The 20,624-nt window shown below is 69.1% G+C and carries 20 protein-coding genes; 14 read left to right on the top strand and 6 right to left on the bottom strand.

The window, feature by feature from the left end:
• Positions 1–4: 4 nt before the first annotated feature.
• The gene (locus G6N47_RS22740; protein ID WP_169717267.1) at positions 5–733 is read right to left on the bottom strand and encodes an amino acid ABC transporter ATP-binding protein; all 729 of its coding nucleotides are present in this window, start codon (positions 731–733) and stop codon (positions 5–7) included.
• Positions 734–787: 54 nt separating this feature from the next.
• Between G6N47_RS22740 and miaB the strand changes: the two genes are divergently transcribed.
• Together miaB and G6N47_RS22730 are read left to right on the top strand one after the other, a co-directional pair.
• Complete coding sequence (miaB, locus tag G6N47_RS22735) at positions 788–2,239, top strand: tRNA (N6-isopentenyl adenosine(37)-C2)-methylthiotransferase MiaB (protein ID WP_083132409.1); 1,452 nt, start codon at positions 788–790, stop codon at positions 2,237–2,239.
• Entirely contained in the window at positions 2,236–2,814 is a 579-nt protein-coding gene (locus G6N47_RS22730; protein WP_083132410.1) for an Rv2732c family membrane protein, read from the top strand. Before miaB ends, G6N47_RS22730 begins: the two co-directional genes overlap by 4 nt.
• A gap of 3 nt (positions 2,815–2,817) precedes the next feature.
• On the opposite strand, the gene G6N47_RS22725 is transcribed toward G6N47_RS22730, so the two are convergent.
• On the bottom strand, positions 2,818–4,134 hold the full coding sequence (locus G6N47_RS22725) for a DUF349 domain-containing protein (protein WP_083132411.1): 1,317 nt from the start codon (positions 4,132–4,134) through the stop codon (positions 2,818–2,820).
• Between the two features lie 370 nt (positions 4,135–4,504).
• Here G6N47_RS22725 and G6N47_RS22720 point away from each other — a divergent pair, with 370 nt between their 5' ends.
• The 8 genes from G6N47_RS22720 (at position 4,505) to G6N47_RS22685 (ending at position 13,096) form a co-directional block, all read left to right on the top strand.
• Positions 4,505–5,452, top strand: coding sequence for a DMT family transporter (locus G6N47_RS22720; protein WP_083132494.1), 948 nt, complete (start codon positions 4,505–4,507; stop codon positions 5,450–5,452).
• A gap of 10 nt (positions 5,453–5,462) precedes the next feature.
• Complete coding sequence (locus G6N47_RS22715) at positions 5,463–6,380, top strand: DMT family transporter (RefSeq protein WP_083132412.1); 918 nt, start codon at positions 5,463–5,465, stop codon at positions 6,378–6,380.
• 1 nt (position 6,381) lies between these two features.
• Complete coding sequence (locus G6N47_RS22710; RefSeq protein ID WP_083132413.1) at positions 6,382–7,068, top strand: class III extradiol ring-cleavage dioxygenase family protein; 687 nt, start codon at positions 6,382–6,384, stop codon at positions 7,066–7,068.
• Positions 7,065–7,973 carry a tRNA (adenosine(37)-N6)-dimethylallyltransferase MiaA gene (miaA, locus tag G6N47_RS22705; protein WP_083132414.1) on the top strand — a complete coding sequence of 303 codons (909 nt, stop codon included), beginning with the start codon at positions 7,065–7,067 and terminating at the stop codon, positions 7,971–7,973. Before G6N47_RS22710 ends, miaA begins: the two co-directional genes overlap by 4 nt.
• A 4-nt stretch (positions 7,974–7,977) precedes the next feature.
• Positions 7,978–8,850: a diaminopimelate epimerase gene (gene dapF, locus G6N47_RS22700; protein ID WP_083132415.1), complete on the top strand. Its 873-nt coding sequence runs from the start codon at positions 7,978–7,980 to the stop codon at positions 8,848–8,850.
• A 45-nt stretch (positions 8,851–8,895) separates the two neighbouring features.
• Positions 8,896–10,317, top strand: coding sequence for a GTPase HflX (hflX, locus tag G6N47_RS22695; RefSeq protein WP_083132416.1), 1,422 nt, complete (start codon positions 8,896–8,898; stop codon positions 10,315–10,317).
• A 278-nt stretch (positions 10,318–10,595) separates the two neighbouring features.
• Positions 10,596–11,849: a DEAD/DEAH box helicase gene (locus G6N47_RS22690; RefSeq protein ID WP_083132495.1), complete on the top strand. Its 1,254-nt coding sequence runs from the start codon at positions 10,596–10,598 to the stop codon at positions 11,847–11,849.
• An 86-nt stretch (positions 11,850–11,935) separates the two neighbouring features.
• Positions 11,936–13,096 (top strand): acyl-CoA dehydrogenase family protein, encoded by a 1,161-nt coding sequence (locus G6N47_RS22685; protein WP_083132417.1) that lies wholly within the window; start codon positions 11,936–11,938, stop codon positions 13,094–13,096.
• On the opposite strand, the gene G6N47_RS22680 is transcribed toward G6N47_RS22685, so the two are convergent.
• Positions 13,093–14,283, bottom strand: a complete 1,191-nt coding sequence (locus G6N47_RS22680) for a TerC/Alx family metal homeostasis membrane protein (protein WP_083132418.1) — start codon at positions 14,281–14,283, stop codon at positions 13,093–13,095. The genes G6N47_RS22685 and G6N47_RS22680 overlap by 4 nt on opposite strands.
• A 210-nt stretch (positions 14,284–14,493) precedes the next feature.
• On the opposite strand from G6N47_RS22680, the gene G6N47_RS22675 reads away from it, so the two are divergent.
• Positions 14,494–16,443, top strand: coding sequence for a sunset domain-containing protein (locus G6N47_RS22675; RefSeq protein ID WP_083132419.1), 1,950 nt, complete (start codon positions 14,494–14,496; stop codon positions 16,441–16,443).
• A 5-nt stretch (positions 16,444–16,448) separates the two neighbouring features.
• Here G6N47_RS22675 and lexA read toward each other — a convergent pair whose 3' ends face one another.
• Positions 16,449–17,135 (bottom strand): transcriptional repressor LexA, encoded by a 687-nt coding sequence (gene lexA, locus G6N47_RS22670; protein ID WP_083132420.1) that lies wholly within the window; start codon positions 17,133–17,135, stop codon positions 16,449–16,451.
• 199 nt (positions 17,136–17,334) lie between these two features.
• Here lexA and G6N47_RS22665 point away from each other — a divergent pair, with 199 nt between their 5' ends.
• From G6N47_RS22665 to G6N47_RS22655, 3 genes are all read left to right on the top strand, one after another.
• Positions 17,335–17,805 carry a LysM peptidoglycan-binding domain-containing protein gene (locus G6N47_RS22665; RefSeq protein WP_083132421.1) on the top strand — a complete coding sequence of 157 codons (471 nt, stop codon included), beginning with the start codon at positions 17,335–17,337 and terminating at the stop codon, positions 17,803–17,805.
• An 89-nt stretch (positions 17,806–17,894) separates the two neighbouring features.
• Complete coding sequence (gene nrdR / locus G6N47_RS22660) at positions 17,895–18,359, top strand: transcriptional regulator NrdR (RefSeq protein ID WP_045382293.1); 465 nt, start codon at positions 17,895–17,897, stop codon at positions 18,357–18,359.
• Between the two features lie 33 nt (positions 18,360–18,392).
• Positions 18,393–18,878: a peroxynitrite isomerase gene (locus tag G6N47_RS22655; RefSeq protein WP_083132422.1), complete on the top strand. Its 486-nt coding sequence runs from the start codon at positions 18,393–18,395 to the stop codon at positions 18,876–18,878.
• Here G6N47_RS22655 and G6N47_RS22650 read toward each other — a convergent pair.
• Entirely contained in the window at positions 18,875–19,561 is a 687-nt protein-coding gene (locus G6N47_RS22650) for a PhzF family phenazine biosynthesis protein (RefSeq protein ID WP_083132423.1), read from the bottom strand. The two genes, G6N47_RS22655 and G6N47_RS22650, sit on opposite strands and share 4 nt — an antisense overlap.
• Positions 19,562–19,587: 26 nt before the next feature.
• Positions 19,588–20,598 (bottom strand): alpha/beta fold hydrolase, encoded by a 1,011-nt coding sequence (locus G6N47_RS22645; RefSeq protein WP_083132496.1) that lies wholly within the window; start codon positions 20,596–20,598, stop codon positions 19,588–19,590.
• Positions 20,599–20,624: the final 26 nt, after the last annotated feature.

The raw sequence follows: 20,624 nt of genomic DNA, 5'->3' as shown, positions 1-20,624 counted from the left end.
CCTTCTAGTGGTTGAGGACCTTCCCGAGGAAGTCTCTCGCACGGTCCGTCTGCGGGTGCTCGAAAAAGACGGCCGGTTCGGCGTCCTCCACGATCGCCCCGTCCGCCATGAACACCACCCGGTCGGCGGCATGCCGCGCGAAGCCCATCTCGTGGGTGACCACCAGCATCGTCATGCCCTCGCCGGCCAACGACGTCATCACCGCCAGCACCTCGGAGATCATCTCGGGATCCAGCGCGCTGGTCGGCTCGTCGAACAGCATCACCTTGGGGCTCATCGCCAGCGACCGCGCGATCGCCACCCGCTGCTGCTGACCGCCCGAGAGCTGCGCGGGATGCTTGCCGGCCTGGTCGGCCACGCCGACGCGCTCCAGCAGGGCCATCGCGGTGTCGCGTGCCTCGGCCTTGGGCATCCTGCGGACCTTCATCGGGGCCAGCATCACGTTGGCCAGCACCGTCTTGTGCGCGAACAGGTTGAACGACTGGAACACCATGCCGACGTCGGAGCGCAGCCGCGCCAACGCGCGGCCTTCGGCGGGCAGTTCGACACCGTCGATCACGATCGTGCCGGAGTCGACGGTCTCCAGCCGGTTGATGACCCGACACAGCGTCGACTTGCCCGATCCGGAGGGGCCCAGCACCACGACCACCTCGCCGCGGCCGACGTCCAGGTCGATGTGTTTGAGCACGTGGTGACCGCCGAAATACTTGTTGACCCCGCGCAACGAGATCATCGGCCCGGTGGCCTCCATGAGCTGTGACATTACTGGTCGCCGTACCATGGCCCCGTGACTTCGACGGCGCTAGCAGGACGGACCTACCAGGTCCGCACCTACGGCTGCCAGATGAACGTCCACGACTCCGAGCGGCTGGCCGGGCTGCTGGAGGCGGCCGGTTACCGAAAAGCGCCCGACGGCGCCGACGCCGACGTGGTCGTCTTCAACACCTGCGCGGTGCGCGAGAACGCCGACAACAAGCTCTACGGCAACCTCAGCCACCTGGCGCCGCGCAAGCGGACCAACCCGGACATGCAGATCGCCGTCGGCGGCTGCCTGGCGCAAAAGGACCGCGATAGCGTGCTGCGCAAGGCGCCCTGGGTCGACGTCGTCTTCGGCACCCACAACATCGGGTCGCTGCCCACGCTGCTGGACCGGGCCCGGCACAACCGGGCGGCGCAGGTGGAGATCGCCGAGGCGCTGCAGGAGTTCCCGTCCAACCTGCCCACCGCCCGCGAATCCGCTTATGCTGCTTGGGTTTCCATTTCGGTCGGCTGCAACAACAGCTGCACGTTCTGCATCGTCCCGTCGCTGCGCGGCAAGGAGGTGGACCGCAGCCCGGCCGACATCCTGGCCGAAATCCGATCCCTGGTCGACGACGGCGTGCTCGAGATCACCCTGCTGGGCCAGAACGTCAACGCGTACGGGGTCTCGTTCGCCGACCCCGCCCTGCCACGCAACCGCGGCGCGTTCGCCGAACTGCTGCGCGAGTGCGGACGCGTCGACGGGCTGGAGCGGGTGCGATTCACCTCACCGCATCCCGCCGAGTTCACCGACGACGTCATCGAGGCAATGGCGCAAACCCAGAACGTCTGCCCGGCCCTGCACATGCCGCTGCAATCGGGCTCCGATCGGGTGCTCAAGGCCATGCGGCGCTCCTACCGCGCCGAGCGCTACCTCGGCATCATTGACCGGGTCCGGGCGGCGATGCCGCACGCCGCGATCACCACGGACCTGATCGTCGGCTTCCCCGGCGAAACGGAGGAGGACTTCGCGGCCACGCTCGACGTAGTGCGACGGGCCCGGTTCTCCGCCGCGTTCACCTTCCAGTACTCCAAGCGTCCCGGCACCCCGGCGGCCGAGCTTGACGGGCAGCTGCCCAAGGCCCTGGTGCAGGAGCGCTACGAGCGGCTTGTCGCGCTCCAGGAGCAGATCTCGCTCGAGGAGAACCGCGCGCAGATCGGGCGCACCGTCGAGCTGCTGGTCGCCACCGGAAAGGGCCGCAAGGACGAGCGCACCGCGCGGATGAGCGGCCGCGCCCGCGACGGCCGGCTGGTGCACTTCGCGCCGGGCGCCAACCTGGTGCGTCCCGGCGACGTCGTCACCACCGTGGTGACCGACGCCGCGCCGCACCACCTGATCGCCGACGGACAGCTTGTTGCCCACCGCCGCACCCGCGCGGGTGACGCCCACGAAAGCGCCCCGCGGGGAGTGGGTTTGGGGATGCCGGCGGTGCGACGGTGAACGCCAAGAACGATGGCGAGTTCGACGCCTTCCGCGACGACATCGAGGCGGCCGAACGTCGCATTGCCCGCGAAATCGAGCCGGGCGCAAGGGCTTTGGTGGTTTCGATCCTGGTGTTCGTGCTGCTGGCGTCGTTCATCCTGCCGCACACCGGCGACGTGCGCGGCTGGGATGTGCTGTTCGGCAGTCACGGCTCCGCCGACGCCGCCGTGGCGCTGCCGTCGCGGGTATTCACCTGGCTCGCACTGGTATTCGGTGTCGGCTTTTCGATGCTGGCGCTGCTGACCCGGCGCTGGGCGCTGGCCTGGGTGGCGCTGGCCGGCTCCGCGCTGGCCAGCGGTGTGGGCCTGCTGGCCGTATGGTCACGGCAGACGGTGGGGGCGGGGCACCCCGGTCCGGGCATCGGCCTCATCGTGGCGTGGATTACCGTGATGGCGTTGACTTTTCACTGGACACGAGTGGTGTGGTCGCGCACGATCGTGCAACTCGCCGCCGAAGAGCAGCGTCGCCGCGCCGCCGCGCAAAAGCAGTCGCGGACGCTGCTGGAAACCCTCGATGACGACGAGACCGAGTAGCGCTTAGGACTTCAGCGCCTCGGCCGCCGCATCGGCCCACTGCCGCCACTGCTCCGCGTTGGCCTTGGCTTCCTCGGCTTCCTTGTCGCGCCCGGCGGCCTCGGCCTTGGCGGCCTGGCGTTCGAACTGCTCGGCGCGGGCCTTGAACTGCTCGGCGCGGGCCTGCGCCTGCGGATCGGCCCAGTCCGACTCGCCGGCCTCGCGCACCTTCTTCTCGACGGCGCGCAGTCGCCGCTCCAGTTCGGCCGACCGCTCCCGCGGCACCTTGCCGATGGCGTCCCACTTCTCGGCGATCGTCCGCAGCGCCGCCCGCGCGGCCTCGAGATTGCTGGTGTCGATCTTTTCCGCCTCGGCCAGCAACGCCTCCTTGGCGGCGGCGTTGGCCCGCAGCTCGGCGTCTCGTTCGGCCGTCGCGGCGTTGCGCGCCTTGAAGAACGTGTCTTGTGCGGCTTTGAAGCGGTGCCACAGTGAGTCGTCGACGTCGCGGGCTGCCCTGCCCGCGCCCTTCCACTCGGTGAGCAGCTTGCGGAACTCGGCGCTGGTGGCGCTCCAGTCGGTGGACTCGGCCAGCTCTTCCGCGCGCCGGCAGAGTCGCTCTTTGACCTCGCGGGCACCGGCCCGCTCCCGGTCGAGCTCGGCGAAATGCGATCCGCGCCGCCGGTTGAACGTTTCCCGGGCCGCCGAATAGCGCTTCCACAGCGCGTCGTCGGTTTTGCGGTCCAGGCCGCCGATCGTCTTCCACTCGTCGAGAATCGCGCGCAGCCGATCGCCGGCGGCTTTCCACTGCGTCGAGTTGGCGGCCAGCTCCTCGGCCTCGGCGGCCAGCGCCTCCTTGCGGGCGGTCTGGGCGGCGCGGTGCTCCTCCCGTCGCGCTCGATCCTCGGCGGCCACCGCGTCGGCGTGGTCGGCGATGGCGGCCAGCCGGGCGGCCAGCGCGTCGACGTCACCGAGCACGCTTGCCGTCGGCAGTGTCTCGGCCAGCGCCGCGGCGTTGGCCTTGATCTTGCGGGCATCGCCGGTGCCCGAGGCAAGCCGCTCCTCCATCAGCGCGACCTCGGTGCTCAGATCGTCGAATCGCCGGCCGAAGTGGGCGAACGCGGCCTCGGGGTCGCCGGCCTGCCAGGAACCGATCACCCGCTCACCGGAGGCGCTGATCAGCCACACTGTGCCGTCGGGGTCGACGCGGCCGAACCGGTGCGGATCGGTGGCCAGCGGCGCAATCACGGGGTGAGGCGACGGTCTGGGGGTGGGTCGAGGACCGGGACGCGGCCCGGGCCGGGGCACCGGCCTGGATTGGTTGCTGCGGGGCTCGTCAGCCATCTCTACCGTCACCTACCCTTCGCGCGGGTTCCTCCCGCGCACCTGCCGCGCATTGCGGCGCCGCCTGCCAAACCTCCGGAGACATCCCGAGGGTTTCCCACCAGTATTGAAGCAGCTTGGCGGGCGGCGCGCGGCCACCTTTTCAGCGCCAACCCTGGGGGTACCCGGCACGCGGGCCGGATATCGACGAGCAGATACCGGTAGGGCCGACGGCGGCGGCCACCGGCGTGCTCGCCTACATCGCAGTTGTCAAGGCGCACAACACATTTCATTCACACGACACGCCCGGGCCCGCGAATACCGGCCGGTGCCAGCGACTTTTGTGACACTGGAGACAACATCCAGCCGCACACTGCGAGGGGGTTCACCCATCACGTGCGTCGATATCGCGGCGGTGCTTGCGCTGGTCGCAGCGCTGATCTCCGGGATCGGGGACGTGGTCCGTCAGCGTTCCGCGCAGGAGATCACCGACGAACCGGTCGGCCACCTCGAACTGTTCCGCATGTCGTTGCGCGACACCCGATGGTGGGTGGGCGGCGTGGCGGCGGCCGCCAGTTTCGGCCTGCAGGCCGTGGCACTAGCCCTGGGATCGGTGGTGCTGGTCCAGGCGCTGCAGGTGACCGCGCTGCTGTTCGCGCTTCCGATCAACGCGCGGGTGACCGGACAGCCGGTGACCCGGAGGGAGTGGATGTGGGCGGTGCTGCTGGCCGGCGCGGTCGCCGTCTTCGTCACTGTCGGCGATCCGGCAGCGGGCCACCAGCGGGCCTCGTTCGGCGGCTGGGCGGTGGCGTCCGCGGTGCTTGGCCCGGCCCTGGTGTTGTGTGTGCTTGCGGCGCGGATCTGCGCCGGAGCGGTCGCCGCGGCGCTGCTGGCGGTGGTGTCGGCGTCGTCGTGGGCGTTGTTCGCGGTGCTGACCAAGGGCGTCGTCGACGTCTTGCCGAACGGGTTCGGGGCGCTGCTGCGCACGCCGGAGCTCTACGCCTGGGTCGCGGTCGCGCTGGTCGGCACGGTGTTTCAGCAGTCGTCGTTCCGCGCCAGCGCCCTGACTGCCTCGCTGCCGACGATGACGGTGGCCGAGCCGGTGGTCGCCTCGGTGCTGGGGGTGACGCTGCTCGGCGAGACGCTGGACGCCGACGGCCCCGAGATCGTTGCCCTGGCCGCGTCGGTGATCGTGGTGATCGTCGCGACGGTCGCGCTGGCCCGCGGCGAGGCCGCGACCATGGCGGGCGGTGACGAGGCGGCGATCCCAACCGCGGAGCTCGATGTCGTGCCAGCCGCGGCGGGCACGGGCGCCGTCCCGCTCGGCCCGGCGCAATAGAGTGGCACCAATGTGGAAGACGGATCTTGCAGCGCTGATCGCACTGTGCGCCGCATTGGCGTCCGCGTTCGGGGATGTGATTCGTCAGCGCTCCGCGCAGGAGATCACCGACAAACAGGTCGGCCACCTCGAGCTGTTCGGCATGTCGCTGCGCGACCCCCGATGGTGGTTGGGCGGCGCGGGTGCCGTCGCCAACTACGCGCTGCAGGCCGCGGCGCTGGCGTTAGCTTCGGTGATGTTGGTGACGTCGCTGCAGGTGACGGCGCTGCTGTTCGCCCTGCCGATCTACGCGCGCTTCACCCATCACCGGGTCACCCGTTGGGAGTGGATGTGGGCGGCGCTGTTGGCGGTGGCACTGGCGGTGGTGGTCATCGTCGGTGACCCGACCGTCGGTCATTCGCGAGCGTCGTTGGGTACCTGGATCGTGGTGGCCGTGGTGATGGGCCCGGCCCTGGTCTTGTGCGTACTGGGAGCGCGGATCTGGTCCGGCGGTCCCACGTCGGCGGTGCTGCTTGCGGTGGTCGCGGGTTCGTCGCTGGCGCTGTTCGCGGTGCTGACCAAAGGTGTCGTCGAAGTGCTCGAAGGCGGCTTCGGGGCGGTGTTGCGGGCACCGGAGTTCTACGCCTGGATACCGTCTGCGCTGGCCGGGATGATCTTTCAGCAGTCGGCGTTTCGGGCCGGCGCGCTGACCGCCTCGTTGCCGACGATCACCGTGGCCAAGCCCGTGGTGGCCTCGGCGCTGGGTGTCATCGTGCTGGGCGAGTCCCTGCGGATCGACGGCGCCGAAGGCTTCGTGCTGACGGCGGCCGTCGCGATGGTGATCATCGCGACGGTGGCGCTGGCCCGCGGCGAGGCCGCCACCATTGCCGCCGGCACCGGCCGCGATGTGCCGAGCATCCCCGAGTCCACGGCGTCGCTGAGGCGCTAGCGTGCTGGGCGCCATTGCGATCATTCCGTCGGCGCCGGTGCTGGTTCCGCAGCTGGCCGGAGCCGCGGCCGCCGAGGTAGCCGACGTTCGGGCAGCGGTGATTGCCGCGGCCGCTGCGCTGCCCCCGCAGTGGGTTGGCATCGGCGTAGGCGGGGCGGACGCCGTGTTAGGACCGGAGAGCGTCGGGACCTTTGCGGGTTTCGGCGCCGACTTGCTCGTGCGCTTGTCACCCGATGCGGCCGGCGGGCCGACCGAATTACCGCTGTGCGCATTGTTCACCGGCTGGGTGCGCGGGCAGGCCCAGCCCAACGCGCGGGCCCAGGTGCGTGTCTATTCCGCCGGTCTCGGCGCCGACGCGGCACGAGCCTGCGGACGCCAACTGCGCGCCGAGCTCGAGCAGGCCGCCGAGCCGGTCGGCGTGCTGGTTCTCGCCGACGGCGCCAACACCCTGACCGCCGCCGCGCCTGGCGGCCACCACCCCGACGACGTCGACGTTCAGCGTGGGCTCGACGACGCGCTGGCCACCGGTGATGTCGCCGCGTTGAACGCGTTGCCGGACCGGGTCGTCGGCCGGGTGGCGTTCCAGGTGCTGGCGGGGCTCGCCGAGCCGGCGCCGCGATCGGCCAAGGAGCTCTACCGCGGGGCGCCCTACGGGGTGGGCTACTTCGCCGGCGTCTGGCAGCCGTGAGGCCGCTGGCGATCGTCGGCCCGACCGGCACCGGCAAGTCGCAGTTGGCTCTCGACGTCGCCGAGCAACTCGGCGGTGAGATCGTGAACGCCGACGCGATGCAGCTCTACCGCGGAATGGACATCGGCACCGCGAAGCTGCCGGTGGCACAGCGCCGCGGCATCCCGCACCATCAGCTGGACGTTCTCGATGTCACCGAAACCGCGACCGTGGCCCGCTACCAGCAGGCGGCCGCCGCCGACGTCGAGGCGATCGCGGCCCGCGGCGCCCTACCGGTCATCGTCGGCGGGTCGATGCTGTACGTCCAGTCGCTGCTCGACGACTGGTCGTTCCCGGCGACCGACCCCGCGGTGCGGGCTAAATGGGAGCAGCGGCTGGCCGAGGTCGGCACCAGCGCCCTGCACGCCGAGCTGGCCCGCCGCGACCCGGCCGCCGCCGCGTCGATCCTGCCCACGGACGGCCGTCGCATCGTGCGGGCGCTGGAGGTGGTGGAGCTGACCGGACAGCCCTTCGCCGCGTCGGCGCCGGACATCGGTGCACCTCGATGGGACACCGCGATCATCGGATTGGATTGCGACACAGAGCATCTCGATCAGCGGCTGGCGCGGCGCACTGACGCGATGTTCGAGCAGGGTCTGGTCGGCGAAGTCGTCGGGTTGCTGGGCCGCGGGCTGCGCGACGGCGTGACGGCGTCGCGGGCGTTGGGCTACGCGCAGGTCATCGCGGACCTCGACGCGGGCGGCACCGGCGACGCCGCACGCGAGCCCACGTTCGTCGCCACTCGCCGCTACGTACGGCGGCAGCGGTCGTGGTTTCGCCGCGACCACCGCATCCACTGGCTCGACGCGGCCGCCGGCACCGGCACCGTCGACGACGCCGTGCGGGCCTGGCGGCACGTATCCTGAACTGGTGATCTTCGCCAAAGGCCACGGCACGGAGAACGACTTCGTGCTGCTGCGCGACCTGGACGCGAAGCTCTCGCTGACACCCGCGGCGGTGGCCGCGTTGTGCGACCGGCGCCGCGGGCTGGGCGCCGACGGCGTGCTGCGGGTCACGACGGCGGGCGCCGCCCACGCCGCCGGCGTGCTGGGCCGCCTGCCCGACGGCGTCGGCGCAGCCGACTGGTATATGGACTACCGCAACGCCGACGGGTCGGTCGCGCAGATGTGCGGCAACGGCGTACGCGTGTTCGCCCACTACCTGCGCGCCGCCGGCCTGGAGCGCCGCGACGAGTTCGTCATCGGATCGTTGGCCGGCCCGCGACCGGTCACCCTGCACCAAGCCGACGCCACCCACGCCGACGTCACCGTCGACATGGGCAAAGCCAACGAGCTCGGCGTGGGGGAGGCGATCGTGGGCGGCCGGCCGTTCGCGGGGCTGGCGATCGACGTCGGTAACCCGCATCTGGCCTGCGTGGACGCCGACCTGACCGCCGAGGAGCTGGCCGCGCTCGACGTCGGCGCGCCCGTCTCGTTCGACCGTGACCAGTTCCCCGAAGGGGTGAACGTGGAAATCCTCACCGCGCCGCATGGCGGTGCGGTGTCGATGCGCGTGCATGAGCGCGGTGTCGGCGAAACCCGGTCCTGCGGCACCGGAACCGTCGCCGCCGCCGTCGCCGCGCTGGCGTGGGGAGGCGCGGCCGCCGGCGCGCTCACGGTCCGGGTACCCGGCGGCGAAGTCGTCGTCACCGTCACCGAGGCCACCAGCTACCTGCGGGGGCCGTCGGTGCTGGTGGCCCACGGCGAACTCAGCAAGGAATGGTGGCGTGCCGAGCAGCGTTAATTAGGATGCGTGCCGCCGTCGCAGCGGGCACCATCGTTGTTACCTATGACTGAATTTCCCGAACTCACGCCCAGCACTGGCGAATTGGCGCTCGACGACCGCTCGGCGCTGCGCCGCGTCGCCGGGCTGTCCACCGAACTCGCCGACATCTCCGAGGTCGAGTACCGGCAGCTGCGCCTCGAGCGGGTCGTGCTCGTCGGCGTGTGGACCGAAGGCAGCGCCGCCGACGCCGAGGCCAGCCTCGCCGAGTTGGCCGCACTGGCCGAAACCGCCGGCTCCCAAGTACTCGAAGGCATGATCCAGCGCCGCGACAAGCCCGACGCCTCGACCTACATCGGCTCGGGCAAGGCGGCCGAGCTGCGCGAGGTGGTGCTGGCGACCGGCGCCGACACCGTGATCTGCGACGGCGAGCTGTCCCCGGCTCAGCTGACCGCGCTGGAGAAAGCGGTCAAGGTGAAGGTCATCGACCGTACCGCGCTGATCCTCGACATCTTCGCCCAGCACGCCACCAGCCGAGAAGGTAAGGCGCAAGTCTCGCTCGCGCAAATGGAGTACATGCTGCCCCGGCTGCGCGGCTGGGGTGAGTCGATGTCCCGGCAGGCCGGTGGCCGCGCCGGCGGCAGCGGCGGCGGGGTGGGCCTGCGTGGTCCCGGTGAGACCAAGATCGAAACCGACCGGCGCCGCATCCGTGAGCGAATGTCGAAGCTGCGCCGTGACATCAAGGCGATGAAGCAGGTCCGCGACACGCAGCGCAGTCGCCGGCTGGCGAGCGATGTGCCGTCGATCGCGATCGTCGGCTACACCAATGCCGGCAAGTCGAGCCTGCTCAACGCGCTGACCGGGGCGGGGGTGCTGGTGCAGGACGCGCTGTTCGCCACTCTGGAGCCCACGACCCGCCGTGGCGAATTCGACGACGGACGGCCGTTCGTGGTCAGCGACACCGTCGGCTTCGTGCGGCATCTGCCCACCCAGTTGGTCGAGGCGTTCCGTTCGACTCTGGAAGAAGTCGTCGACGCCGACCTGCTGGTGCACGTTGTCGACGGCTCCGACGTCAACCCGCTTGCTCAGATCAACGCCGTGCGTCAGGTGATCTCCGAGGTGATCGCCGACCACCACGGCGACCCCGCGCCGGAGCTGATCGTGGTCAACAAGGTCGACGCCGCAAGCGATTTGGCGCTCGCCAAGCTGCGCCGCGCGCTGCCCGGGGCGATGTTTGTGTCGGCCCGCACAGGTGAGGGAGTCGACGCGTTGCGCCGGCGGATGGCCGAGTTGGTGGCGCCCGTCGACGCTGCGGTCGACGTGGTAATCCCGTACGACCGCGGTGATCTGGTCTCGCGCGTGCATGCCGACGGGCGGGTACAGCAGACCGAGCACAACAGCGATGGCACTCGCATCAGGGCGAGGGTTCCGGTGGCGTTGGCGGCCAGCCTGCGGGAATTCTCGGCGAACGGCGATCGCTCAGAGTAAAAGCCTTGAGGCTCAACAGCTTTCGCCGTCAGCGGGTAGGGCAGGCGGACGAATCCCAAGCATGCGGTATGCTGTGAGCCGAACGCCGGCGTCACGAGGAATGACGCCGACACGTCGTGGAACGCTTCACCCGTCGCCGATTCCGGCGATCAGTGCATCCGCACAAGCTCTTCTCGCGGCGATCGATTTTGCCGACCGGCAATCTCGCCCCTGTGCGCTAGCGCCGCTTGACGTTTCGTCGCGCCAGCAGCACAACCGATGCCCGAAAGGCACTTTCGATGACCACATCCTTCGCCGATCTCGGCGTGCCCACACCACTTGTCAGCGTGCTCGCCGCCCGCGGTGTCACGACGCCGTTTCCGATTCAGGCCAACACCCTTCCCGACACCCTCACCGGCCGAGACGTGCTCGGTCGCGGCAAAACAGGCAGCGGAAAGACATTGGCGTTCTCGATTCCCCTGGTGACTCGGTTGGCCGAAAGCAAGCGAGGCCCGTCGCGCCCGTCGGGCCTGGTGCTGGCGCCGACGCGCGAACTGGCCACCCAGATCTGCGAGGCACTCGAACCGCTGGCCGCGGCGTACGGATTGAAGGCCACCACGATCTTCGGGGGCGTGTCACAGTCCCGGCAGGTGGCCGCACTGGGGAGCGGCGTCGACATCGTCGTGGCCTGCCCCGGGCGCCTTGAGGACCTGATGAAACAGCGGCTGATCAGCCTCGACGCGGTCGAGATCAGCGTGCTCGACGAGGCCGACCACATGGCGGACCTCGGCTTTCTGCCGGGTGTGACCCGGATCCTGGCGGCGACGCCGGCCGGTGGCCAGCGCCTGCTGTTCTCCGCGACGCTGGACAACGGTGTGGACAAGCTGGTCCGGCGTTTCCTGCGCAACCCGGTGTCGCACAGCGTCGACGAGGTCAGCGCACCGCCCGCAGCCATGACCCACCACGTGTTCCACGTCGCCGGCGCCGGCGACAAGAAGGAACTCGTGCACCGGCTGGCGTCCGGCGCGGGCCGGCGCATCCTGTTCATGCGCACCAAGCACCAAGCCCGCAAGCTCGCCCGAACGCTCACCGACTCCGGCGTGCCCGCGGTCGACCTGCACGGCAACCTGTCTCAGCCCGCACGGGACCGCAACCTCGCCGCGTTCGCCGCGGGGCGGGCACGCGTACTGGTTGCCACCGACATCGCCGCGCGCGGCGTGCACGTCGACGACGTCGAGCTGGTGGTGCACGTGGACCCGCCCGCGGAGCACAAGGCATACCTGCACCGATCCGGCCGCACGGCACGGGCCGGCAGCGCGGGCGACGTGGTCACCGTCGTGTTGCCCGAGCAGCGCGACGACACCCGGCGGCTGCTGCGCAAGGCCGGAATCACCGTGACGCCGCAACTGGTGGGGCCCGACTCCGCGTCGGTGCAGGCGCTTGCCGGCGAGGCCGCGCCGGCCCGGCGTCCCACGGGCCATGCTCAGCCGGCGCGGGGCTCCCGCCAGCGCAGCCGCCGCAGGGCCCGTCGTCCCCAACGGGTCAGCGGCTGAATCCGGAGGTCAAGACCGCCGCGTCCAACCAACCGCCCGGTTGGTATATGTTGGGCGGCAGATGTCCCAGCCGCCGGAGGTGATCCATGGGTAGCCCCGTCAAATACGAGCGCACGCTGTTCGAGCCCGAGCATGAACTGTTCCGCGAGGCCTACCGCGCCTTTCTCGATCGCCACGTCGCGCCCTACCACGACGAGTGGGAGAAGGCCAAGATCGTCGACCGCGGGGTGTGGCTGGAGGCCGGCAAGCAGGGCTTCCTGGGCATGGCCGTGCCCGAGGAGTACGGCGGCGGGGGCAACCCCGACTTCCGCTACAACACGATCATCACCGAGGAGACCACCAAGGGCCGCTACAGCGGCATCGGCTTCGGGCTGCACAACGACGTCGTCGCGCCGTATCTGCTGCGGCTGACCACCGAGGAGCAGAAGCAGCGGTGGCTGCCCAAGTTCTGCACCGGGGAGCTGATCACCGCAATCGCGATGACCGAGCCGGGCACCGGCAGCGACTTGCAGGGCATCAAGACCCGCGCGGTCAAAGAGGGCGACCACTACGTGCTCAACGGATCCAAGACGTTCATCACCAACGGCATCAACTCCGATCTGGTGATCGTCGTGGCGCAGACCGACCCGGACAAAGGCGCGCAAGGCTTTTCGCTGCTGGTGGTCGAACGCGGGATGGAGGGATTCGAACGCGGCCGGCACTTGGACAAGATCGGCCTGGACGCCCAGGACACCGCCGAGTTGTCGTTCACCGACGTCAAGGTCCCCGCGGAAAACCTGCTCGGGCAGGAAGGCATGGGCTTCATCTACCTCATGCAGAACCTGCCGCAGGAGCGCATCTCGATCGCGATCATGGCGGCCGCGGCGATGGAAACCGTTCTCGAGCAGACGGTGCAATATGCCAAGGAACGCAAGGCTTTTGGCCGGCCGATCGGCAGTTTCCAGAACAGCCGGTTCCTGCTGGCCGAGCTGGCCACCGAGGCCACCGTGGTGCGGATGATGGTCGACGAGTTCATCCGGCTGCATCTGGAGGAAAAGCTCACCGCCGAGCAGGCCGCGATGGCCAAGTGGTACTCCACGGAAAAGCAAGTGCACCTGATCGATCGCTGCCTGCAGCTGCACGGCGGTTACGGCTACATGCGCGAATACCCAATCGCGCGTGCCTATCTCGACGCGCGGGTGCAGACGATCTACGGCGGCACCACCGAGATCATGAAGGAGATCATCGGCCGCGGCCTCGGCGTCTAGCTCTGGTCGTTGTACCCGTCGTGCGCGCGGTGGGCCCGCTCGAGCAGCTCTATCAGCTCGTCGGATTCCCGGATCAGCGCGCGGTATTTCATTGGCAGCGCGCGGATTTGGTCCTCTTCGCCTACTAGCCGGGCGAAGATCTTCTCCCGCTCGACCGGATCGACCTCGTAGTGCCGGTCCAGGTACTCCGTTGCGTGCCGGCGGGCGTTGGCGACGGTGTTCTGTACCCTTCCGCGCTCCGAGCGCAGCGACGCCACGGTCGTGATGACCAGAATGACGACTATCACAGTCAGCGACAAGGTGGTGCTCACCTCGCCGACGGGAACCGGCTTGCCGCCGTTGATGAACGGGACGTTGTTCTCGTGCAGCGCCTGCAGCATCAGCTTGACGCCGATGAAGCCGAGGATTCCCGCCAAGCCGTAGGACAGGTAGATCAACCGGTCCAGCAGGCCGTCGATCAGGAAGTACAACTGCCGAAGACCCAACAGCGAGAACGCCGTAGCGCTGAAGATCACATAGACGTTCTGGGTCAGGCCGAACAGCGCGGGGATCGAGTCGAACGCAAACAGCAGATCGCTGCCGCCGACCGCGATCATCACCAGCAGCATCGGTGTCATCACCCGTTTGCCGTTTTCGACGATGAACAGCCGGTCGCCGTCGTAGCGATCGGAGGTGCGCAGAAACCGCGTGGCGATGCGGATGACCGCGGTGTCAGCGGTACGTGCCTCCGACGTCGTCGGCCTGGCAAGGTTGCCCGCGGTGATCAGCAGGACAAGCCCGAAAAGGTAGAACGCCCAGCCGAAGATCGTGATCAACGCGGCGCCTAAGAAGATGAAACCGGTGCGCGCCACCATCGCGACCACGATGCCGAACAACAGCACTTTCTGCTGGGCGGTCCGCGGCACTGCGAAACTGCCGATGATCACCAGAAAGACGAACAGATTGTCGACGGAAAGGGCTTCATTACTCAGGTAGCAAGCGAAATACTCGACACCCATCGTGGTGTCACCGAAGATGATCAGCCCAACGCCGAATAGCATTGCTATTCCCAGATAGGAGGCCGACCAGACGGCGGCTTCACGCAATGTCGGTACGTGCGATTTACGGACATGAAAGAAGTAGTCGAACACCGTCAGCCCGACGAGCACGACGACGGTCAGGGCCCAGACCAAGGCGGACACACCCATGTCAGATGCAGTTCCTCCCGTGGCATTCCGTGCTTGGCCCTTCCGGCACGGTAACGCACACGCCGTGCGCCTGCAGCCAGGTCGACCGCGACATCGGCACGTCCGAGCATCATTTCGACATCGGCCGCATATCTGTTTCCGTAATGTCTGCGATATGACTTCGCAATTCTCGTGCGCTGACGCAAAGTGGTTGCGGGCTTTGGAGGTGTCGTGAGAACGCAACAGAGGCGATTACGCGCAGCGCTGCGGCGTGCGGCGGTCGGTCTGGGAGGCCTGGCAATCGTGCAGGCGTTGGTTGTGCCGACGGCGGCGGCGTCCCCGGAAAGCGACGCCGACGACGCGATCAGCGCGGCCTGGGACGCGGCGGGCGGCGAGAACTCCGACCTCGGGGCCAAGCAGGGCGACGTCTACGCCGTCGGCGCCGGGTTCGCCCAGGACTTCGCCCACGGCAAGATCTTTTTCACGCCGCAGACCGGCGCCCACTCGATGTATGGCGCGGTGCTCGACAAGTACGAGTCGCTGGGCGGCCCCGCAAATAGCGACCTCGGCTTCCCGACCATCAACGAGGTACCCGGGCTGGCCGGACCCGACAGCCGGGTCAGCACGTTCTCGGCCAGCGACAAGCCGGTGATCTTCTGGACACCCGACCGTGGCGCCTTCGTCGTACGCGGCGCAATCAACGCGGCCTGGGACAAACTGGGCAGCTCCGGCGGCGTGCTCGGTGTGCCCGTCGGCGACGAAACCTACAACGGCGAGGTCGCCACCCAGCCGTTCAGCGGCGGCCAGGTGTCCTGGAACCGGCTGACCAAGACGTTCACCACCACCCCGCCGGAGTTGGCGCAGCAGCTCGCGGACCTGCAGGTGCCGATCGATCCGACCGCGGCCATCAACATGGCCTGGCGCGCGGCCGGCGGGGCGTCCGGTCCGCTGGGCGCCAAGCAGGGTGGGCAATACCCGATCGGCGACGACGGGCTGGCCCAGAACTTCGTCGGTGGCAAGGTGTTCTTCAGCCCCGCTACCGGCGCCAACGCCGTCGAGAGCGACATCCTGGCCAAATACGAGTCGCTGGGCGGGCCGGCCGGCAGCGAGCTTGGTTTCCCCACGGCCAACGAGGCCGACGGCGGCATCAAGCCGGCCAGCCGGGTCAGCACGTTTTCGGCCAGCGACAAGCCGGTGATCTTCTGGACGCCCGACCACGGGGCGTTTGTGGTGCGCGGCGCGATGAAGGCCGCCTGGGACAAACTCGGCGGTGCAACCGGCAAGCTAGGCGCGCCGCTCGGCGATCAGACGGTTGACCGCGACGTGGTCAGCCAGAAGTTCACCGGCGGCAAGGTCGCCTGGGACCGCGCGAAGAACACCTTCAGCACCGAGCCGGGCAACCTGGCGTCGTCGCTGTCCGGGCTGCAGATCCCCGGCCAGAACGCGCCGGCCGGTCCGGCCCGGCCAGCCGGCACCGGCGTCGGCGCCAAGCATGCATGGCATTGGTGGTGGTTGCTGGGCATCATTCCGGTGCTGCTGCTGCTCGGGCTGGTGGCGCTGGCTCCGCGGCTGTGGCGGCGGCGCTCCAAAGGCGCCGCCCCGCGCGTCGCGCCATTCGAAGCCGAACCCGAAACGGACGCGGCCTATGACACCGCGCCGGAGCCGGATCGGCGCTGGGCCGCCGGCGCCGAGGGCGAGCCCGCCACGTCACCGTTCTCCCGCGCCTACACCGAACCCACGGAGCCCCCGCCGATGCCCGAGGCCAGCCGCCCGGAGGCGGGCTGGATGCCTCGATCCGGCACGGGGCTAGACGACGGCCTGTCTGACGAAACACGCAGCGCCGCAACGCCTTCCGAGTTCAGTGCGGACGTGGCGACGGAGGAGGACCCCGACGCCGTGGACACGGCGCCGACACGGATTCCCACCGAGAGTGAGCTTCGCTCCGGGCGCCACGCGGCCGCCGACGGGGACAGCGAGGAACCCGCCGGGCCGGCCCACCCGGCGATCCACCTTCCGTTGGACGACCCGGACGAGGCGCCGGAGGGTTACCCGGTCAAGGGCAATGCCAGCTTCGGCCTGTACTACACGCCCGACAGCGCGCTCTACGACGATGCGTTCGCCGAAATCTGGTTCGCCAGTGAGGAAATCGCGCAGGTCAACGGCTTCACCCGGGCAGAGTAACCGGGTCAGATCTTGCGGATGACGGTGACAACCTTGCCGAGCACGGCGGCGTCGTTTCCGGGGATGGGATCGAACGCCGGGTTGTGGGGCATCAGCCAGATCTGACCGCCGCTGCGCTTGAACGTCTTGACGGTGGCCTCGCCGTCGATCATGGCCGCGACGATGTCACCGTTGTCGGCGACGTTCTGCTGGCGCACTACCACCCAGTCGCCGTCGCAGATCGCTGCGTCGACCATCGAGTCGCCGACCACCCGCAGCAGAAACAGCGCGCCCTCACCGACCAGCTCGCGCGGCAGCGGAAAGACGTCTTCGACGGCCTCTTCGGCAAGGATCGGACCGCCGGCCGCGATGCGTCCCAGCACCGGCACAAAAGTGGGCTCCGGCAACGCATCCGAGCCTGACACGTCGGTGAGCACCGTGGGCCCGGCGTCGTCGGCGCCGCGGACGTCGACCGCGCGCGGCCGGTTCGGGTCCCGGCGCAAATAGCCCTTGCGCTCCAGCGTGCGCAGCTGATGCGCCACCGAGGAGGTCGACGTCAGGCCGACCGCATCACCGATTTCCCGGATGCTCGGCGGATAGCCGCGGCTGGTGACCGACGCGCGGATGACATCCAGAATTGTGCGCTGTCGCTCGGTCAGCCCGGAATCCGTGGATCGACGGCTGGTCCCCGGGGTATCGCTGCGGTCGCTCATAGGAACGAATGTAGACCCAATCGCGCCGGAGATCAAACATGTGTTCGAGGCGTGTCGTCGGTGACCCGCGAGCTTGTCGGTGGGGCGGATTACCGTCCGAATCGCAATGCAACGATTCGATCACACGTTCGGAATTCGAACGCACTATCGATTATAGTTCGAACAGGCGATCGATTCAGCGTCGAGGAGAGGGGCACAGATGACCGCCATCGAGACGATTCGGCCGGACCTGCGTCGCCGTGCTCGCCCGGTGCGGGTGGGCCCCGCCGGCCCGCGTGACCAGCGGGCTCATCGCCCGCGCCGGACGGGGCCGGCCGTCGCGCCGCCACGCTATCGCGGCACCGGGGTGTTGATGTCGACCGCGCCGCACCGGCCGCGCCCGATCACTCCGGCTGCCACAGTGGCGCTGGCCCTGCTCGCCGCGATCATCACGGTGTGGCTCGGGCTGGTTGCCCAGTTCGGCGCGGCGGTGCAGGGCGGCGCCGCGGGCCGGGTGCCCGATCGGCTCGCCGTGGTGCGAGTCGAACCGGGGGAGACGCTGTCGCATCTGGCCGCGCGGGTGGCACCGGACGCGCCGGCTGGACAGGTCGCCGAGCGCATCCGCCAACTCAACGGCCTCGACACGGCGGCACTGGCCGCCGGGCAGACCCTGATCGCGCCGGTCGGCTGACGGCTCCGCCCGTGTACCTATCGGGTCGCGCGCGGGTACGCTCGGAATGTTCTGAGGTACCCGGCTATCAGCGCGGCGAAGGAGCGGCCATGCACTGTCCGTTCTGTCGTCACCCGGATTCCAGGGTGGTCGACTCCCGGGAGACCGACGAGGGCCAGGCCATCCGGCGCCGCAGGTCGTGTCCCGAGTGCGGGCGGCGATTCACCACGGTCGAAACCGCGGTGTTGGCGGTGGTCAAGCGCAGTGGGGTCACCGAGCCGTTCAGCCGCGAAAAGGTCATCAGCGGGGTGCGACGCGCGTGTCAGGGCCGCCAGGTCGACGACGACGCACTGAACCTGCTTGCCCAGCAGGTCGAGGACACGGTCCGCGCCAAGGGGTCGCCGGAGGTGCCCAGCCACGAGGTCGGTCTGGCAATCCTGGGTCCACTGCGCGAACTCGACGAGGTGGCGTACCTGCGATTCGCCTCGGTGTACCGGTCCTTTTCCTCCGCAGACGATTTCGAGCGCGAGATCGAGGCGCTGCGCGCACACCGCAAGGTGTCAGCGCCCGGTTAACCGTCCGCGACCACGGCGCTTTAGGCTGGCCGCATGCCCGCCGACCTGCACCCCGACCTCAAAGAGCTCGCGCCGCTGCTGGGCACCTGGACGGGCCGCGGGTCGGGGAAATACCCGACCATCGAGCCGTTCGACTATCTCGAGGAAGTCGTATTCGGCCACGTCGGCAAGCCGTTTCTGGCCTACGGCCAAAAGACCAAGGCAGCCGCCGACGGGAAGCCGCTGCACGCCGAGACGGGATACCTGCGGGTGCCGCAGCCCGGTCAGCTCGAACTGGTGCTGGCCCATCCCAGCGGGATCACCGAGATCGAGGTCGGCACCTACACGAGGAGCGGCGACGTCATCGACATCGAGCTGACCGCGTCGACGATCGGCTTGACGCCGACCGCCAAAGAGGTGACCGCGCTCGGCCGCCGGTTCCGGATCGACGGCGACGAGCTGTCGTATTCGGTGCAGATGGGCGCGGTCGGCCAACCGTTGCAGAACCACCTCAGCGCGGTGCTGCGCCGTACCGGCTAGACGAACCGGGTCACGCCGTCGTCGACGACCCGGCCGGCAACGCGAACCCATCCCTCGGGGTTCCAGGTGGTCTGGATCACCGACCCCTTGCCCTGCACGATGGTCAGGTCGCGGCTGAGGTAGTCGGTGATGCGCACCGCCGCCGACCCGGTGGCTTCGTCCTCGGGGACGCCCAGGCCCGGCGCGAACATCCGGGCACGCAACGATCCCGCTTCCCGGTCGGTCCAGGTCCATAAATAGTGGCCGATGTCGTCGGGAAAGTCGGCGGGGTCGGCCGCAGCAAGCTCGTCGAGCGATTCGAGGTCATGGATCGCCAGCTCGGGCGCCCACTCAGAGCGGGCGTTGATGGCGGTGACATCGTCGCCGTAGCTGACCTGCACGATGCCGGCGGGCAGCTGCAGAGTGCGGATCGGCGTGCCCCGCTGGCGCAGCCACCACGACACTCCGACGGCCGGGTGCCCGGCGAACGCCAGCTCGGTCATCGGTGTGTAGATGCGGGCATGCGCCGTCGTCGACCCGGGCGCGGGCAGATCGACGAATATCGTTTCGCTGTAGCCCAATTGGCGTGACAGGCGCTGCCGGTCCCGGACATCCACAGTGCTGGCGTCGATGACACCGAGTGGATTTCCGAAGTTGCCGGCCGAGTCGGTGAAAACGCGCAATACCGTGACGTCGATGCTCATGGGGTGACCCTACGGCGACGCGACATTCAGGTGGCGCTGCGTTCGTCGGAGCCCATGGCGTTCAACACCGCAACCCGGGTTTCATGCGGGCCGGAGACCGTGCTCGCGCCCCCGCCGTTGCGCAACAACTCGCGCCGCGCCGCGTGGTCGTACTCGGCGGGTTTGGTGGTATCGATGAATTGCTCGACGACTTCGATGAAGCGGTCGGGGTCGTCGTGGAACGGGAAATGCCCGGAGCGCTCGAAGATCTCGAGGCGTGACCCGGGCATCGCGGCGTGCGCCATCCGCGCATGGCTGACCGGCACCACGACATCGTCGGTGCCCCAAATGATCTGCACTGGAAGGGATTCCATCAAATAACATCGGTCCAGCACGGTGACCATCTGACCGCGCCAGTCCACCACTGCACGCAGGGTGCGGGTGAAGGCCGACGATGCCGTCGGCTCGGGCAGGTCGGCCAGTATCCGCAGCACGTCGGGCAGGTCGCGGCCCAGTGCGGTGGAGCCCAGAAGCCAGCCCGCCGCACGACCGGCGATCTGCACGGCCGGGAGCACCAACGGCAGCCGCAGCAGCGCCAGCGCCTCGCCGCCCAGCGGCAGCGAGGCCAGCCGCAGCACCAGGTTGACGTCCTTGGTGATACCGCCGGCGCCGACCAGCACCAGCCGCTCGACCAATTGCGGGAACTGGTAAGCGAATTGCATCGCCACGCCGCCACCGAGCGAATGGCCGACGACGGTGACCCGCTCGATGTCGAGCACCGACAGCAGATCACGCATCCCGTTGGCGTAGGCCGCGGCCGAGTAGTCGGCGCGGGGCTTGTCCGACTGCCCGTGGCCCAGCAGGTCGACCGCGATCACGGTGAACCGCTGCGCCAGCTTGGCGTGCACCGGTTCCCAGGTGGTGGAATTGTCGCCGATCCCGTGGATCAGCAAAATGACCGGCCCGGAACCCGCGATCCGGAAGGCGCGCCGGTAACCGTGGATGGTGCGGAACTGCAGTGACGGCGTCACCTCACGCACCGGCCGGAGTCTGGTCATGCCGCCAACCTCGCTCTCCGGCCGCA

Source organism: Mycobacterium branderi (assembly GCF_010728725.1).
GTDB lineage: Bacteria > Actinomycetota > Actinomycetes > Mycobacteriales > Mycobacteriaceae > Mycobacterium > Mycobacterium branderi.
This window is presented reverse-complemented; position numbering and strand designations above follow the sequence as displayed.

What these genes read in the sequence shown, in the direction of transcription:
- G6N47_RS22740 (WP_169717267.1), bottom strand. Translation starts at nt 733, where the DNA reads ATGATCTCGTTGCGCGGGGTCAACAAGTATTTCGGCGGTCACCACGTG.
- G6N47_RS22725 (WP_083132411.1), bottom strand. Translation starts at nt 4,134, where the DNA reads ATGGCTGACGAGCCCCGCAGCAACCAATCCAGGCCGGTGCCCCGGCCC.
- G6N47_RS22715 (WP_083132412.1), top strand. Translation starts at nt 5,463, where the DNA reads ATGTGGAAGACGGATCTTGCAGCGCTGATCGCACTGTGCGCCGCATTG.
- hflX (WP_083132416.1), top strand. Translation starts at nt 8,896, where the DNA reads ATGACTGAATTTCCCGAACTCACGCCCAGCACTGGCGAATTGGCGCTC.
- G6N47_RS22690 (WP_083132495.1), top strand. Translation starts at nt 10,596, where the DNA reads ATGACCACATCCTTCGCCGATCTCGGCGTGCCCACACCACTTGTCAGC.
- G6N47_RS22685 (WP_083132417.1), top strand. Translation starts at nt 11,936, where the DNA reads ATGGGTAGCCCCGTCAAATACGAGCGCACGCTGTTCGAGCCCGAGCAT.
- G6N47_RS22680 (WP_083132418.1), bottom strand. Translation starts at nt 14,283, where the DNA reads ATGGGTGTGTCCGCCTTGGTCTGGGCCCTGACCGTCGTCGTGCTCGTC.
- lexA (WP_083132420.1), bottom strand. Translation starts at nt 17,135, where the DNA reads ATGAGCGACCGCAGCGATACCCCGGGGACCAGCCGTCGATCCACGGAT.
- G6N47_RS22665 (WP_083132421.1), top strand. Translation starts at nt 17,335, where the DNA reads ATGACCGCCATCGAGACGATTCGGCCGGACCTGCGTCGCCGTGCTCGC.
- nrdR (WP_045382293.1), top strand. Translation starts at nt 17,895, where the DNA reads ATGCACTGTCCGTTCTGTCGTCACCCGGATTCCAGGGTGGTCGACTCC.
- G6N47_RS22655 (WP_083132422.1), top strand. Translation starts at nt 18,393, where the DNA reads ATGCCCGCCGACCTGCACCCCGACCTCAAAGAGCTCGCGCCGCTGCTG.
- G6N47_RS22650 (WP_083132423.1), bottom strand. Translation starts at nt 19,561, where the DNA reads ATGAGCATCGACGTCACGGTATTGCGCGTTTTCACCGACTCGGCCGGC.
- G6N47_RS22645 (WP_083132496.1), bottom strand. Translation starts at nt 20,598, where the DNA reads ATGACCAGACTCCGGCCGGTGCGTGAGGTGACGCCGTCACTGCAGTTC.